Source organism: Zoogloea sp. (genome assembly GCF_041908905.1).
Taxonomy (GTDB): Bacteria; Pseudomonadota; Gammaproteobacteria; order Burkholderiales; family Rhodocyclaceae; genus Zoogloea.
This window is the reverse complement of sequence record NZ_JAYREK010000014.1, coordinates 37,477-52,264: the sequence shown is the minus strand read 5'-3', so window position 1 is coordinate 52,264 and position 14,788 is coordinate 37,477. Positions and strand designations below refer to the sequence as shown.

Sequence of the window (14,788 nt, the reverse complement as noted above, 5' to 3'; positions counted from 1 at the left end):
TTATGGGGGAGCGGCGCATCATACGAAAGGCTGCGCCGGGCTTGCAAGCGGCTGGGCGGTCAATGCAGGACGATTGCCTCGATGGCGTCCTCGGGCTCGTCGGCCTCGTTGAGCAGCTCGTCGAGGATCAGGCCATTGATCGGCCGATCCTGCTGCCACAGGACCATCAGCACGATGACCTTGAGGTTTTCGAGTTCGATCTCGCCCTCGCCCAGCGCGAGGGCCCGCTCGACGATCATCTCGCGGCAGGCGGCATCGAGGATGCCGGCGTTCTCGAGGAACAGCAGGAAACCGCGGCACTCGACGCCCAGGCGACGGAGCTCGTCCTCGCCATAGACGCGCAGCGAGCCGGGACGCGCACAGTGGGGCGGGCGGTCGGCGTCGGAGAGCTGGCGCAGCCCCGACAGCCACTCCAGGGCGTCGGCGATCTCGTCCTCCTCGAAGCCGGCGGCGGTCAGCTTGCGCGCCAGTTGCGCGGGCTCGGGGCACGCGTCGGCGTGAACGTAGTTCTCGAAGAGATAGACGAGGATGTCGAACATGGCTCGGGGGCCTGGGGCCGGTCGATTTCAGAGGCGCTGGAGACGTCCGCCGGGCAGGCGCGACACTCGCCCGTCAAGCTCCAGCGCAAGCAGAATGGCGTAGAGCGCTTCCGCCGTCAAGGTGGTGCGCTGCACCAGCGTGTCGACGTCCACGGGGTCGTGCCCCATCGCCTGCATCACCCGGGCTTCGTCGCCACCGCCCTCCTCGGGCGCCAGATCGCGGGCTGGCGCGGCTTCGCGGGGCGCGAGGCGTAATTCATCGAGGATGTCGGCGGCCGTTTCGACGAGCTTGGCGCCGTCGCGTATAAGCTGATGACATCCCCGCGCGACCGGCGAATGGATCGAACCGGGGATCGCGAAGACATCGCGACCGCAGTCGGTGGCCAGCCGCGCGGTGATCAGCGAGCCGCTCTTCAGGGCCGCCTCGACCACCAGCACGCCCTGGGCCAGCCCGGCGATCAGCCGGTTGCGGCGCGGGAAGTGGTGAGCCAGCGGGCCGCTGCCGAGGGGAAACTCGCTGACGATCGCGCCGGCCTCGGCGATCTGGCGGGCCAGCGCGGCGTTGCGCGCCGGGTAGATGCGATCGGCGCCGGTGCCGATGACCGCCACCGTGGCGCCCGGCCCGGCCAGCCCGCCCCGGTGGGCGGCGGTGTCGATGCCCAACGCCAGGCCGCTGACGATGCACAGCCCCGCCTCGGACAGCGACCGGGAGAAAGCCTCGGCGTTGGCCTCGCCCTGGGGCGTCGCGTTGCGGGCGCCGACCACCGCCAGCGCAGGCCGCGACAGCAGCGCGACGTTGCCCTTCACGTAGAGGGCCACGGGCGGGTCGGGGATCTCGAGGAGCGCCGCCGGATAGGCCTCGTCACCGAGGGTCAGCAGCTGGTTGCCGGGCTGTGACAGCCATTCGAGGGCGGCGTCGACGGCCGGGGTGGCGTCGTGGGACAGCAGGGTGTGGGCTGCCGGACCGCCGATCACCGCGGCGATGGCGGAATGCCCGGCGGCGTAGATGGCATCGGGCGGGCCGAAGGCGGCGAGCAGCTGGCGCTGCTGGCCCGGCCCGACCCCGGGGGTGAGGACGAGGCGCAGCCAGGGCGCCAGGGGATCGGCGGAGGGCAAGGCGGCGCGCGCGGCGTCAGGGCTTGCGGACGCTGTCGGCCACGCTCACCGGCCCGACGCTCTCCATCACCAGGCCGTAGGAGATGCGCTCGAAGACGCGGAACACGAAGAGCAGGCCGTAGCGCTGCTCGGGCAGCTGGAAGGGCTGCGGCGCGCCGACGTCGTCCTCGCGGTAGATGGCCTTGCCGCGGTTGCGGTGCAGCGACAGCACATGCCCGACCTCGATGCCCTCGCGCTTGCCGAGGCTGAGGGACACCACGTGGTAACGGCCGGTATCGGCGACGCCATTGACGATGGAGACGATCCGGCCGTTCACCTCCTGCTCGGGGGCATGGGGCACGTAGCTGAGCAGCTCGGGCCGGCCGGCGGGGAGCAGGCGATCGCCCTTGCCGATCTCCTGCTTGGCGCTGGTGACCATCAGGCCGGCCGGGATCGGCGTGGCCTCCTTGCCATCGGCGCCCCTGGCATCGGCATCGTCGGGGGACAGCACACCCGCCTCGGATTGCACCCGAGCCTGGCCGAGATAGGTGGCTTCGTAGCCGAGGATTTCGCCGGTCACCGGCTCGGTGAGGGGCCGGGCCTTGCGGTAGACGTTCCAGAGGGGGACGCCCGGGGTGATGCGGGTGGCGAAGATCGTGTCGCCGGCGCTGGTGAACACCCGGCCTTCCTGGGTCGCGACGATGATGCCGGCGGCGCTGTCTTCGGTGTCGCTGACGACCAGCGGCTCGGTGAGGAAGGGCGCGATGGCGCGTACCGGGATGCTCTGGATGGCCGCCTTGGCGGGCTCGGAATAGACCTGCGGGAAGCGCTTCTCGTAGAGGGCGCGGTCGCTGCCGCCCTGGCCGATGCGCCGCCCCAGGCTGAGGGTCGGCCCGCGACGGTCGAGGAAGATCATCTGGCCAGGATAGATGAGGTGCGGATTGCGGATCTGCTCGCGGTTGAGGCGCCAGACCTCGGGCCAGCGCCAGGGCTCCTTGAGGAACTTGCCGGAGATCCCCCACAGGGTGTCGCCGGGGACGACCTCGTGGCTATCGGGGGCGCCCTCGGCGAGCTGGATCGGGCTGGCGGCACCGGCCCCTGCGGGGAGCAGGGCGGCGACGCCGATCAGGAGGGCGGATATAATGCGCATCATTGGAATTTTGCTCGCTTTCGAATTTCGCGCGCGTTCAGCGGTCTGACATGCAGGGCCGGATGCCCGCATCGGCACGACGTGGTCATCCCGTATTTGGCTCAAAATTCTGCACGTAAAGTCTTCATCCGGCAATCTTTATGGCTCTCCTACCCATTCTCCGTTACCCCGACCCTCGCCTCCACACCCGCGCTACCCAAGTTGCCGAGGTGAACGACGAGATCCGCCAACTGGTCAGCGACATGGCCGAGACCATGTACGAGGCGCCGGGCATCGGCCTGGCCGCCACCCAGGTCAATGTGCACCAGCGCGTCGTCGTCATCGACGTCTCCGAGGACAAATCGGGCCTGCTGGCGCTGATCAACCCCGAGATCATCGCTCGCTCCGGCGAACAGGTGTGTGAAGAAGGTTGCCTGTCGGTGCCCGGCATCTACGACAAGGTCACCCGCGCCGAGAAGGTGCGCGTGCGCGCCCTGAACCCCAAGGGCGAGACCTTCGAGTTCGACGCCGAGGGCCTGCTGGCGGTGTGCGTGCAGCACGAGCTCGACCACCTCGACGGCAAGGTCTTCGTCGAATACCTGTCCCAGCTCAAACAGACCCGCATAAAGGGCAAACTGGCCAAGAAGGCCCGGATCACCGCCTGATGAAAGTCGCCTTCGCCGGAACCCCCGAATTCGCCGCCGCCGCCCTCGAGGCCATCCTCGCCGCCGGCTTCGACGTGCCCCTGGTCCTCACCCAGCCCGACCGCCCGGCCGGCCGCGGCATGCAGCTGCAGCCCAGCCCGGTGAAGCGGGTCGCGCTGGCCGCCGGCATCCCGGTGCATCAGCCCGAAAAGCTGCGCACGCCCGAACAGCAGGCGCCGCTGGCCGACGTGCAGGCCGACGTGCTGGTGGTGGCGGCCTACGGCATCATCCTGCCCCAGGCGGTGCTCGACCTGCCGCGCCAAGGCTGCCTCAACATCCATGCCTCGCTGCTGCCGCGCTGGCGTGGCGCGGCGCCCATCCACCGGGCGATCCAGGCCGGCGACGCAGAAACCGGCATCACCATCATGCAGATGGACGCCGGCCTCGACACCGGGCCGATGCTGCTGTCCCGCGCCGAGGCGATCCACGCCGACGACACCACCGGCAGCCTCCACGACCGCCTCGCCCTGCTGGGCGCCGAGATGATCGTCGAGGCCCTGCGGGCGCTGCCGGGCGGCCTCACCGCCACGCCCCAGCCCGCCGACGGCGTGACCTACGCCGCCAAGATCGGCAAGGCCGAGGCCAGCATCGACTGGAGCCGCCCGGCCGTCGAGCTCGAACGGGCGATCCGCGCCTTCAACCCCTTCCCCGGGGCAGTCGCGACGCTGCAACAGACGCCGGTCAAGCTGTGGCGTGCGCGGGCCATCGACGCCGCCGGCACGCCGGGCGAGGTGCTGCTGGCCGAAGGCGCCGGCGTGATCGTCGCCTGCGGCGAGGGCGCCCTGTGCATCACGGAGCTGCAGAAGCCCGGCGGCAAGCGTCTGCCCGCAGCCGACTTCCTGCGCGGCATGCCGATCGCTGCAGGCAGCCGGTTCGATTGAAATCCGTGCCGGCCGATTGAATTTTCTGCGGCCGGCATCATCTAAGCCATAGTTTCCCGTCAACATCCTGGAAGGATGGATAGTCAAAAATGTTAGGCAACTGGCTGAAAACCTCGATCCTGATGGCGGGCATCATCGCCCTCTTCGGCGTGATCGGCATGATGCTGGGCGGCAAGCAGGGCATGCTGCTGGCGCTGGCCTTCGGCGGCGCGATGAACGTCTTCGCCTACTGGAATTCCGACAAGATGGTGCTGCGCATGTACAACGCGCAGGAGGTCGACGAGACCAGCTCACCCTACCTCTACAACATGGTGCGCGAACTGGCCGGCCGGGCGCAGCTGCCGATGCCCCGGGTTTACATCATCCACGAAGACCAGCCCAACGCCTTCGCCACCGGCCGCAACCCCGAGCATGCCGCCGTCGCCGCCACCACCGGCATCCTGCAGATGCTCTCCGAGCGCGAGCTGCGCGGCGTGATGGCCCACGAGCTGGCCCACGTGAAGCACCGGGACATCCTGATCTCGACGATCTCGGCCACCATGGCCGGGGCGATCTCGGCGCTGGCCAACTTCGCGATGTTCTTCAGCGGCCGCGACGAGGAAGGCCGGCCCACCAACATCGTGGCGTCGATCGCGGTGTCCCTGCTCGCCCCGCTGGCGGCCAGCCTGATCCAGATGGCGATCTCCCGCGCCCGCGAGTTCGAGGCCGACCGGGGCGGCGCCGAGATCGCCGGCGACCCCCACGCCCTGGCCGACGCGCTGCTCAAGATCGACGCCTTCGCCCGCGGCATCCCGATGCCGACCGCCGAGGCCCACCCGGAGACCGGCCAGATGATGATCATGAACCCGCTCTCCGGCGGCGGCCTGCGCGGCCTGTTCAGCACCCACCCGGCCACCGAGGAGCGCGTCGCGCGGCTGCGCGCCCTGGCCGGCGGCCGGCGCTGAGACACCCTCCCGCCCGATCCGGAACCCGGCCCTGGCCGGGTTCTTTTTTTCAGCGGGTCGGAGCGAGGGGCAGCGTGACCCGGAAGCAGCTCCCGCGGCCGGGCGCGCTGCGCACGGCGATCCGCCCGCCGTGGCTGCTGATGATGCGATAGGCCGACGACAGCCCCAGCCCACGCCCCTGCCCCACCGGCCGGGTGGTGAAGAAGGGCTCGAAGATCCGGGCGCGGGTGGCCTCGTCCATGCCGCAGCCGTCATCCTCCACCTCGATCACCAGTTCGCCCCCGTGCTCCCGCGCGCGCAGCACGATACGGCCGGAGGTCTTGCCGAGGGCCTGGGCAGCATTGCGGAGCAGGGCTTCCAGGGCGCTGCCGAGCAGCGGCGCATTGGCCTGGAGCACCGGCAACACGCCGTAGTCGCGCTGCAGCGGCTGGTCCGGCAGGCGGCTGTCGGCGGTCGCGGCGGCGACCCCGTCGAGCAGCTGCGCCATCGGCACCGGCGCCACCTCCAGGGGCCCGGGGCTGGCCAGCCCCTGCAGCACCTGCACGATCTCGCCCACCCGCTGCAGGCCGCCTGAACACTCCTCGAGCAGCCCCGGCAGGTCGGAGACCAGGAAATCCACGTCAGCAGCCCCGCGCAGGGCCTGCCACGCGCGCCCCTGCCCGCCGACCTCCGCGAGCCGGCCGGCCTCCTCGGCCAGGGCGAGCAGGCGCTTGGTGTACTGGTGCAGGGTGCGCAGGTTGGCGCTGATGAAGCCCAGCGGGTTGTTGATCTCGTGGGCGACGCCAGCCGCCAGCTGCCCCACGGCGGCCAGGCGATGGGCCTCGTGGAGGCGCTGCTGGGCGGCGGCGAGGGCGGCGGTGCGCTCGGCGACCCGTGCCTCGAGGCTGGCGTTGATGTTCTGCAGCTCCTTGTTGCGGTCGGCCACCAGCCCGAGCAGGCTGCGCACCGCCGTGATCAGTGCCGCGCTGCCCGGATCGCGGCCCTGAGCCTGGTCGGCGGCCAGCGCCTGCGCCGGCGACATGCCGGCCGCCACCGCGCGCAACTGGCGGGCCATGCTCTGGTCGGTGTCCAGGATGTGGAAGCTCAGCCAGCTGGTCACGAAGTTGTACAGGCCCGGCAACACTTTGGCCGGGTCGACGGTGTTGCGCATCGCCTCGACCTGGGTGACGAACTCCTGGTGCGCCCTGCGGTGGGGGTCGATGTGGCGCGGGTCCAGCCCGGCCTGCTCCATCAGCGCCTCTTCTTCCGCGAAGTGGTGGAGCGCATAACGGCCCAGGCCGTCGAGGGCGTGGGTCAACTCGTCCGCCTGGATCGGCGTGCCGCTGACGGCGCGGCCGGCCAGCGCGTTGATGAAATCCACCAGCTTGTGATGCTGCCCGTCGATGTCGTCGAAGCCGGTTTCAAAGTAGTCCGCCCACACGAAGGGGTGGATCGCCGGGCTGCTCATGGCTGGCCCTCCCCGCCCATGGCGAGGCGCTCGCGCAGCGCGGCGACGAGGGCCTGGGTGCTGTCGGCGAGGGCCTCGACCTGCCCTGCCAGGGTGGCCGGGTCGCCCTGCCCGCGCACTGTCGTGCACACCCCCGTGGCCAGCTCGAAGACCCGGACCGCACCGATGTTGCCGGCCGACCCCTTGAGGGAATGGGCCAGCTGTTCGAGTTCCTTCAGCCGCCCGTCTGCGAGGCAGGCACGCAGCCCGTCGGCCACGGTGGCCTGGGCGTTCAGGAAGACCCCCAGGATGCGCAGATAGACCAGCCACTTGCCGCGCACGATGGAAACACCCTGGCGCGGGTCGAACCCGTCGATGCCGGCCAGGCGCGCGGCCCAGTCGATCTCGGTGACGACCGGCGGCGGCGGGGCTGGCACGGCCGGTAGCCGTGCCGGCGGATCCGCCGGCTCGTCGCTGGCGAGCCAGCGCAGCAGCACGCGCTGCAGGGCCTCGGGGGCCACCGGCTTGGTGATGAAATCGTTCATGCCCGCCGCGAGACAGGCGGCCTGGTCTTCCTCGAAGACGTTGGCGGTCATCGCCAGGATCGGGATGTCGCCGCGGTCGGGCAGGCGGCGGATCTGCCGGGTGGCCTCGAGGCCGTCCATCACGGGCATCTGCATGTCCATCAGGATCAGGTCGTAGTCGCCGCGGGCGGCGCGCTCGACGGCCTCCTCGCCATTCTTGGCCAGGTCGATGCCCAGCCCCAGATCACTCAACATATCCACCGCCACCTCCTGATTGAGCGGGTTGTCTTCGACCAGCAACACCTGGGCCCCCGCCAGTCGCCCGACGGCCGACGCGCTGATGGCGGGCACGTCACCGGGCTCCGGCTGCGGCAGCGTGACGCCGGGGCGCTTCTGGAGGCGGGCGGTGAACCAGAACACGCTGCCCCGGCCGGGCTGGCTCTCGGCGCCGGCGTCGCCCCCCATCAGGCTGGCCAGGTGACGGGTCAGGGCGAGGCCCAGCCCGGTGCCGCCGTACTTGCGGGTGGTCGAGGCGTCGGCCTGCTGGAAGGACTGGAACAGCCGTCCCAGTTGTTCGGGGGCGATCCCGATGCCGCTGTCGCTGACCTCGAAGCGCACCCGCAGCGTATCGCCCTCGTCCTCCTCGACCCGCGCCCGCAGCACCACCGCGCCGTACTCGGTGAACTTCACCGCGTTGCTGAGGTAGTTGAGCAGGGCCTGGCGCAGCCGCGTCACGTCGCCGCACAGCACCGGCGGCAGGTCGCCCAGGTCGCTGTGGAAACCCAGCTTGCGGGCGACGATGCGGTCGTGGATCAGGGCATAGGCCTGCTTGAACAGCACCTCCGGAGAAAAATCCACCGCGTCCAGGTGCAGCTTGCCGGCCTCGATCTTCGAGATGTCGAGGATGTCGTTGATGATCGCCAGCAGGTGGGTGCCGGCGTGGCGGATGCGCGCCAGGCGGTCCTGCTGGGCGGCATCCAGCCGGCTGCGCTCGAGCAGCCGCGCCTGGCCCAAGATGGCGTTCATCGGCGTGCGGATCTCGTGGCTCATGTTGGCCAGGAAGGCGCTCTTGGCCCGGCTGGCCGCCTCGGCCCGCTGGCTGGCTTCGGCGAGCTGGGCGGTGCGCTCGGCCACCAGCTCCTCGAGGTGGTGGTGGTAGCGGGCCAGCTGCGCGTCGAGCTGGCGCATCTCGGTGATGTCGAAGAAGGTGGCCAGCAGGCTGTCGTCCACCGGGATGCCGGAAGCCATCAGGGTCCGCTCGCTACCGCTGCGGCTGACCACCCTCAGCTCGCGGGGCTCGACGGGGCGCCCGCTGCGGCGGGCCTCGTCCATCGCCTGCTCCCACATGCCCTGGGCCCAGCGGCGGTATTCCGGGTCGGGCACCGCCCGCTCCCACAGGGCATCGGTGGTCGGGACATCGGCGCGGACGTAGCCTAGGGTGTCGACGAAGCTGCGGTTCAGATCGCCGATCCGGCCGTCGGGCATGACATACACGAACGGCACCGGGGCCAGGTCGAACAGCTTGCGGAAACGCGCCTCGCTGGCCCGCAGGGCCGACTCCTCCCGGTGGCGGCCGATGGCGATGGCGGCGCCATCGGTGGCCAGACGGATCTGCTCCAGCTGCGCCAGCGTGGGTTTGACCACCCGCATCGAGTAGAGGGCGAGGGTTCCCAGCACCTGCCCGTCCCGGCTCAGGATCGGGAAGGACCAGCAGGCGCGCAGGCCATGGGGCGCCGCCAGCGTGACATAGGGCGCCCACAGGGGATGCCGGGTGATGTCGTCGACGATCACCGCCCGCCCGGTCGCCGCGGCGGTGCCGCAGGACCCGACCCCCTGCCCGATGGCGATCCCGTCGACGACCCGCACATAGGGCTCCGGCAAGGTGGGGGCCGCGCCGTGGCGCAGATGAACGCCGTCGGCGTCGAGCAGCAGGATGGAGGCCAGCATGTCCGGCAGCAGCGCCTCGAGACCGCGGGCGAGGGTGTCGAGGGTGGACGACAGGCTCGCCCCGGAGGCGACCATCTCGAGCACCTTGCGCTGGTTCTCGAGGGACTGCTCGACCATCTTGTGGTGGGTGATGTCGGTCAGCACCCCGAACACCTCGACCTCGCCGCCCCCGCCGGCGAGGCGCGCCTCGTCGCGCAGCCACACGTAGTGCCCGTCGCGGTGGGCGAAGCGGTACTCCACCGACACCGGCTGCCCGCCGAGGAGCGCCGGCACGATGCCAGCGACCCGGGGGGCGTCGTCGGGATGGATGTGCTCCGACCACCAGCAGGGCGTCATGATTTCGGCGGGCACGTAGCCGAGGATGCGCTGGACGTTGTCGCTGACGGCGCTCGGCACCAGCTTCCCGCTGGCCTGGCGAAGGGAATACAGGATCGTCGGGCTGGCCTCCACCAGGCGGCCCAGCTGCCCTTCGGCCACCTGCTGGCGGCGCCGGGCCTCGTCGCGCTCGCCGCGGTCGCGCAGCGCCCGCAGCCCGAAGGACAGATCGCCGCTCAGCTCGGCGAGCAGGCGCATCTCCTCGTCGTCGAAGGCGTCCGCCTCGACGGAATACACGTTGAGGGTGCCGAAGCACACGTCGCCATCGACCAGCGGCAACGCGCAGGACGAGGCGTAGCCCCGCCTCATCGCCGCGTCGCGCCACGGCGCCAGCGAGGGATCGCTCTGGATGTTGCGGCAGCTCACCGGACGATGCTCGCGGATGGCCGTGCCGGTGGGGCCTTCGCCGGCCTCGGTGTCGGCCCACGAGATATCCAGCCCGGCCAGATACTCGGGGTCGGCACCGGCGCTCGCCACCGGCCGCACCGGGCGCCCCGGCCCCTCCTCGGCCAGGCCGAACCAGGCCATCCGATAGCCGCCCATCTCCACCATCAGGCGGCAGACGTCCTGCATCAGGCGGGTTTCGTCGCTGGCGCAGGCCAGCAGCTGGCTGCATTCGCTGACGGTGCGCAGCGCCCGGTTGGCGCGCTTGAGGTGCTGCTCGACCGGTTTCCTGTCGGTGATGTCGCTCCAGATGGCGGCCAGATAATGGGTCTCGCCACGGATGCGGATGCCGCGGCCGCTGATCCGCACATCGCAGAAGCGTCCGCAGCGGTGGCGCAGCCGGCTCTCGGTCACGAAGCCGGCCGGGGTGTTCATGCGCGCCAGCCACTCCGTCACCGTGGCCGCATCTTCCGGGCAGCCGAGCTCGTAGACCGACAGGCCGGCAAAATCCGCGCGGCTGTAGCCGAGGTTATGGTGGGCGGCGTCGTTGAATTCGACAAAACGGCCCGTCCGCGCGTCCAGCACCGCGATCGAATCGGCGGCCTGGGCGACGATGCTCGAGAAGATCTCCTCCCGGTCCCGCAGGGCTGCCTGAACGGCCCGTGTCTCGCCGACGTCCCGCGCCACCGCCAGCACGCCGATCAGGCGCCCGTCGTCGCCCCGCATCGGGGTCTTGATCACCTCGAGCAGCTCGCTGTGCCCGTCCCGGGCGAACACCCGCTCCATCTCGCCGCGCAGCGCGCCGGCCCCGTGGATGGCGGCGAGGTCGCTCCTGCGGCACTCGTCGGCATCGGCCCAGCCGAAGAAATCGTAGTCGGTCCGGCCCACGATCTCCGCCTCGCTCGCCCCGACCAGGGCCTCGAAGCGGGGATTGCAGGCGATGAAGATCCCGTCCGGGTCCTTCAGCCAGACGAGGTCGGGCAAGGTGCGGACCAACGCCTTGAGAAAATTGCGCTCCGCCACGACGGCCGGCGCGGCACCGAGCAGGCCCGCCCGCAGCGCCGCCGGCTCCGTCACCCGGGCCCCCTGCGGGCATTCGGCAAGCGCTTGCCCGGCAGACGGATTGTCAGGACTGGACGACAGCGGCTTTGACTCCTGATCCATTCGATCACCATCACTGATTGGTCATGCCAGGCATCCACCCGCTCCGGAAGATCACGCGGGCGCCGCCGGGAGCCAGCCCACCCGGCCACAGTGGGTGCCTTGCGTTACGACATCGTTTAACGGCACAGGGGCGCCGGTATTGAGGCAATCGGCCCCGAATACGCCCGGGGCAGCTCCGGCGGCCCGCCCGAAAAGCCTCCGAACTTACCCGAAAATGCCGGTAAGCCGTTGTAAAAGCGCCTCTTTTCGGGGGTTACGGGGTGCGTGGCGCTGTATTTTTGCAGCGCGAGGTCGTATCATTCGGCTCCCCCGATTCACCTTCCCCCGGTTTCCCATGCTTCACCCCACCCGATTCGACGTGATCGTTGTCGGCGGCGGCCATGCCGGCACCGAGGCTGCACTCGCGGCGGCGCGGGCCGGATGCGCCACCCTGCTGCTCACCCACAATATCGAAACGCTCGGCCAGATGAGCTGCAACCCGTCGATCGGCGGCATCGGCAAGGGGCACCTGGTGAAGGAGGTAGACGCCCTCGGCGGCGCCATGGCCGCGGCCACCGACGAAGGCGGCATCCAGTTCCGCATCCTCAACGCCAGCAAGGGCCCAGCGGTGCGCGCCACCCGCGCCCAGGCCGACCGGGTGCTGTACAAGGCCGCCATCCGCCGCCGCCTCGAGAACCAGCCCAGCCTGTGGCTGTTCCAGCAGGCCGTGGACGACCTCACCGTGGTGGGCGACCGGGTCACCGGCGTCGTCACCCAGATCGGCCTGCGCTTCGAGGCGCCCGCGGTGGTGCTCACCGCCGGCACCTTCCTCAACGGCCTGATCCACGTCGGCATGCAGAACTACTCCGCCGGCCGCGCCGGCGACCCGCCGGCGATCAGCCTCGGCCAGCGCCTTAAAGAGCTCGCGCTGCCCCAGGGCCGCCTCAAGACAGGCACCCCGCCGCGCCTCGACGCCCGCACGATCGACTTCTCGGTGATGGAAGAGCAGCCCGGCGACGACCCGGTGCCGGTGTTCAGCTTCCTCGGCCAAGCCAGCCAGCACCCGCGCCAGCTGCCGTGCTGGATCACCAGCACCAACAGCCGCACCCACGACATCATCCGCGCCAACCTCGACCGCTCGCCGATGTACTCCGGCGTGATCGAGGGCGTCGGCCCGCGCTACTGCCCGAGCATCGAAGACAAGATCCACCGCTTCGCCGACAAGGACAGCCACCACGTCTTCCTCGAACCCGAGGGCCTCGACACCCACGAGATCTACCCCAACGGGATCTCCACCAGCCTGCCCTTCGACGTGCAGCTCGACATCGTGCGCTCCATCAAGGGCCTCGAGAGCTGCCACATCCTGCGCCCCGGCTACGCCATCGAGTACGACTACTTCGACCCGCGCCGGCTCAAGTCAAGCCTCGAGACCAAGTCCATCGGCGGGCTGTTCTTCGCCGGCCAGATCAACGGCACCACCGGCTACGAAGAAGCCGCCGCCCAGGGCCTGCTGGCCGGCATCAACGCCGCGCTGCAGGTGAAGGGGCAGGACCCATGGTGCCCGCGCCGCGACGAGGCCTACCTGGGCGTGCTCGTCGACGACCTCATCACCCGCGGCGTCTCCGAGCCCTACCGGATGTTCACCTCCCGCGCCGAATACCGCCTCAGCCTGCGCGAGGACAACGCCGACCTGCGCCTCACCGAAACCGGCCGCAAGCTCGGCCTGGTGGACGACATGCGCTGGGCCGCCTTCTGCGCCAAACGCGAGGCCATCGAGCGCGAAACCGCCCGCCTGCGCGCCACCTGGGCGACCCCGGCCAAGGTCTCCCCCGAAGCCGCCGAAGCCGTGCTCGGCAAGAGCATCGAGCGCGAATACAGCTACTTCGACCTGCTGCGCCGCCCCAACGTGAGCTACGCCGCGCTGATGACCCTGCCCGGCGCCCCCGAGGCCCCCGAAACCGACCCGCAGGTGGTCGAACAGCTCGAGATCGCCGCCAAGTACCAGGGCTACATCGACCGCCAGCAGGACGAGGTCGCCCGCCAGGCCGACGCCGAGAACACCCGTCTGCCCGCCGACCTCGACTACACCACCGTGCGCGGCCTCTCCAAGGAGGTGCAGGGCCGCCTCAACCAGCACAAGCCCGAGACCATCGGCCAGGCCAGCCGCATCCAGGGCATCACCCCGGCCGCCATCTCGCTGCTGCTGGTGTGGCTCAAGCGCAGCGAGCTGGCCCGCGGCAAGGCGGAGGTCGAGCGCCCATGAACCTGCAAGACGCCCTCGCCGACGGCATCCGGGCTCTCGGCCTCGACCTGCCCGAAGGCACGCCCGAACGCCTCGAAGCCTTCGCCCGGCTGCTGATCAAGTGGAACAAGGTTTACAACCTCACTGCCATCCGCGACGAAAACCAGGTGCTCACCCACCACCTGCTCGATTCGCTGTCGGTGCTGCCGGCGCTGGCCGGCATCACCCGGCTGGTGGACGTAGGCTCCGGCGGCGGCCTGCCCGGTGTCGTGCTGGCCATCGCCCGGCCCGACCTGCAGGTCGACTCCGTCGAGACCGTGCAGAAGAAAGCCAGCTTCCAGAACCAGGCCCGCATCGAGCTCAAGCTGTCCAACTTCCGCGCCCACCACGCGCGCATCGAGAACTGGCAGCCGGCCTACGCCCCCGCGGCGCCGGATGGCATCATCTCCCGCGCCTTCGCCGACCTGGCCGACTTCGTCGAGCTCACCGCCCACCTGGCCGGCCCCGACACCCGCATCCTCGCCATGAAGGGCCTCTACCCGACCGACGAAATCGCCCGCATCCCGGCCGGTTTCGCGCTGGAACGGAGCCTCGAACTGACCGTGCCCGGCCTAGCCGCCGAGCGTCACCTCATCATCGTGAAACGAACCTGACATGGCCCGCATCTTCTGCATCGCCAACCAAAAGGGGGGCGTCGGCAAGACGACCACCTGCGTGAACCTCGCCGCGGGTCTCGCCACCGCCGGCCAGCGCGTGCTGCTCATCGACCTCGACCCCCAGGGCAACGCCACCATGGGCAGCGGCATCGACAAGCGCAGCCTCAGCCACTCGGTGTATCACCTGCTGGTCGGCCTGTGCACGGTGGCCGAAGCCCGGGTGCGCTCCGAGACCGGCAACTACGACATCATCCCCGCCAACCGCGACCTGGCCGGCGCCGAGATCGAGCTGGTCGACCTCGAACGCCGCGAGAACCGCCTGCGCGACGCCCTCGCCCTGCACGAGGGCGAATACGACTTCATCCTGATCGACTGCCCGCCATCCCTGTCGCTGCTCACCCTCAACGGCCTGTGCGTCGCCCACGGGGTGATCATCCCGATGCAGTGCGAGTACTATGCCCTCGAGGGCCTCTCCGATCTGGTCAACTCGATCAAGAAGGTGCACGCCAACCTCAACCGCGACCTGTCCATCATCGGCCTGCTGCGGGTCATGTTCGACCCCCGCGTGACCCTGCAGCAGCAGGTCTCGGCCCAGCTCGAGGCCCACTTCGGCGACAAGGTCTTCAAGGCGGTGGTGCCGCGCAACGTGCGCCTCGCCGAAGCCCCCAGCCACGGCATCCCCGGCGTGGTCTACGACCGCAGCGCCAAGGGCGCCCAGGCCTATCAGGCCTTCGCCAACGAACTGATCGAACGGGTCAAGGCCCCCTGATGCACAAGCACGCCCCGGCAGGCGGCATCA

The 14,788-nt window shown here is 70.2% G+C and carries 11 protein-coding genes; 6 read left to right on the top strand and 5 right to left on the bottom strand.

From position 1 onward, the window contains the following. Positions 1-59: 59 nt before the first annotated feature. Genes ACE3OU_RS09905 through ACE3OU_RS09895 form a run of 3 tightly spaced genes read right to left on the bottom strand, consistent with a single transcriptional unit; the run spans position 60 to position 2,787 of the window. Entirely contained in the window at positions 60-539 is a 480-nt protein-coding gene (locus ACE3OU_RS09905) for a DUF494 family protein (protein ID WP_374241397.1), read from the bottom strand. Positions 540-566: 27 nt separating this feature from the next. Further along, on the bottom strand, positions 567-1,655 hold the full coding sequence (gene dprA / locus ACE3OU_RS09900) for a DNA-processing protein DprA (RefSeq protein ID WP_374241396.1): 1,089 nt from the start codon (positions 1,653-1,655) through the stop codon (positions 567-569). Between the two features lie 16 nt (positions 1,656-1,671). Further along, positions 1,672-2,787 carry a LysM peptidoglycan-binding domain-containing protein gene (locus ACE3OU_RS09895; protein ID WP_374241395.1) on the bottom strand — a complete coding sequence of 372 codons (1,116 nt, stop codon included), beginning with the start codon at positions 2,785-2,787 and terminating at the stop codon, positions 1,672-1,674. A 137-nt stretch (positions 2,788-2,924) separates the two neighbouring features. On the opposite strand from ACE3OU_RS09895, the gene def reads away from it, so the two are divergent. From def to htpX, 3 genes are all read left to right on the top strand, one after another. Continuing rightward, on the top strand, positions 2,925-3,428 hold the full coding sequence (gene def / locus ACE3OU_RS09890; protein ID WP_374241394.1) for a peptide deformylase: 504 nt from the start codon (positions 2,925-2,927) through the stop codon (positions 3,426-3,428). Further along, positions 3,428-4,348 (top strand): methionyl-tRNA formyltransferase, encoded by a 921-nt coding sequence (fmt, locus tag ACE3OU_RS09885; RefSeq protein ID WP_374241393.1) that lies wholly within the window; start codon positions 3,428-3,430, stop codon positions 4,346-4,348. Before def ends, fmt begins: the two co-directional genes overlap by 1 nt. An 89-nt stretch (positions 4,349-4,437) precedes the next feature. Continuing rightward, positions 4,438-5,292 (top strand): zinc metalloprotease HtpX, encoded by an 855-nt coding sequence (gene htpX / locus ACE3OU_RS09880; protein ID WP_374241392.1) that lies wholly within the window; start codon positions 4,438-4,440, stop codon positions 5,290-5,292. A gap of 49 nt (positions 5,293-5,341) precedes the next feature. On the opposite strand, the gene ACE3OU_RS09875 is transcribed toward htpX, so the two are convergent. Beyond that, positions 5,342-6,739 (bottom strand): bacteriohemerythrin, encoded by a 1,398-nt coding sequence (locus ACE3OU_RS09875; RefSeq protein WP_374241391.1) that lies wholly within the window; start codon positions 6,737-6,739, stop codon positions 5,342-5,344. Continuing rightward, on the bottom strand, positions 6,736-11,025 hold the full coding sequence (locus tag ACE3OU_RS09870) for a PAS domain S-box protein (RefSeq protein ID WP_374241390.1): 4,290 nt from the start codon (positions 11,023-11,025) through the stop codon (positions 6,736-6,738). Before ACE3OU_RS09870 ends, ACE3OU_RS09875 begins: the two co-directional genes overlap by 4 nt. A gap of 421 nt (positions 11,026-11,446) precedes the next feature. On the opposite strand from ACE3OU_RS09870, the gene mnmG reads away from it, so the two are divergent. Genes mnmG through ACE3OU_RS09855 form a run of 3 tightly spaced genes read left to right on the top strand, consistent with a single transcriptional unit; the run spans position 11,447 to position 14,758 of the window. Continuing rightward, positions 11,447-13,354, top strand: a complete 1,908-nt coding sequence (mnmG, locus tag ACE3OU_RS09865) for a tRNA uridine-5-carboxymethylaminomethyl(34) synthesis enzyme MnmG (RefSeq protein WP_374241388.1) — start codon at positions 11,447-11,449, stop codon at positions 13,352-13,354. After that, the gene (gene rsmG, locus ACE3OU_RS09860; RefSeq protein ID WP_374241387.1) at positions 13,351-13,986 is read left to right on the top strand and encodes a 16S rRNA (guanine(527)-N(7))-methyltransferase RsmG; all 636 of its coding nucleotides are present in this window, start codon (positions 13,351-13,353) and stop codon (positions 13,984-13,986) included. The genes mnmG and rsmG overlap by 4 nt, the downstream gene beginning before the upstream one ends. 1 nt (position 13,987) lies before the next feature. Further along, positions 13,988-14,758 carry a ParA family protein gene (locus ACE3OU_RS09855; RefSeq protein ID WP_374241386.1) on the top strand — a complete coding sequence of 257 codons (771 nt, stop codon included), beginning with the start codon at positions 13,988-13,990 and terminating at the stop codon, positions 14,756-14,758. Positions 14,759-14,788 lie beyond the last annotated feature (30 nt).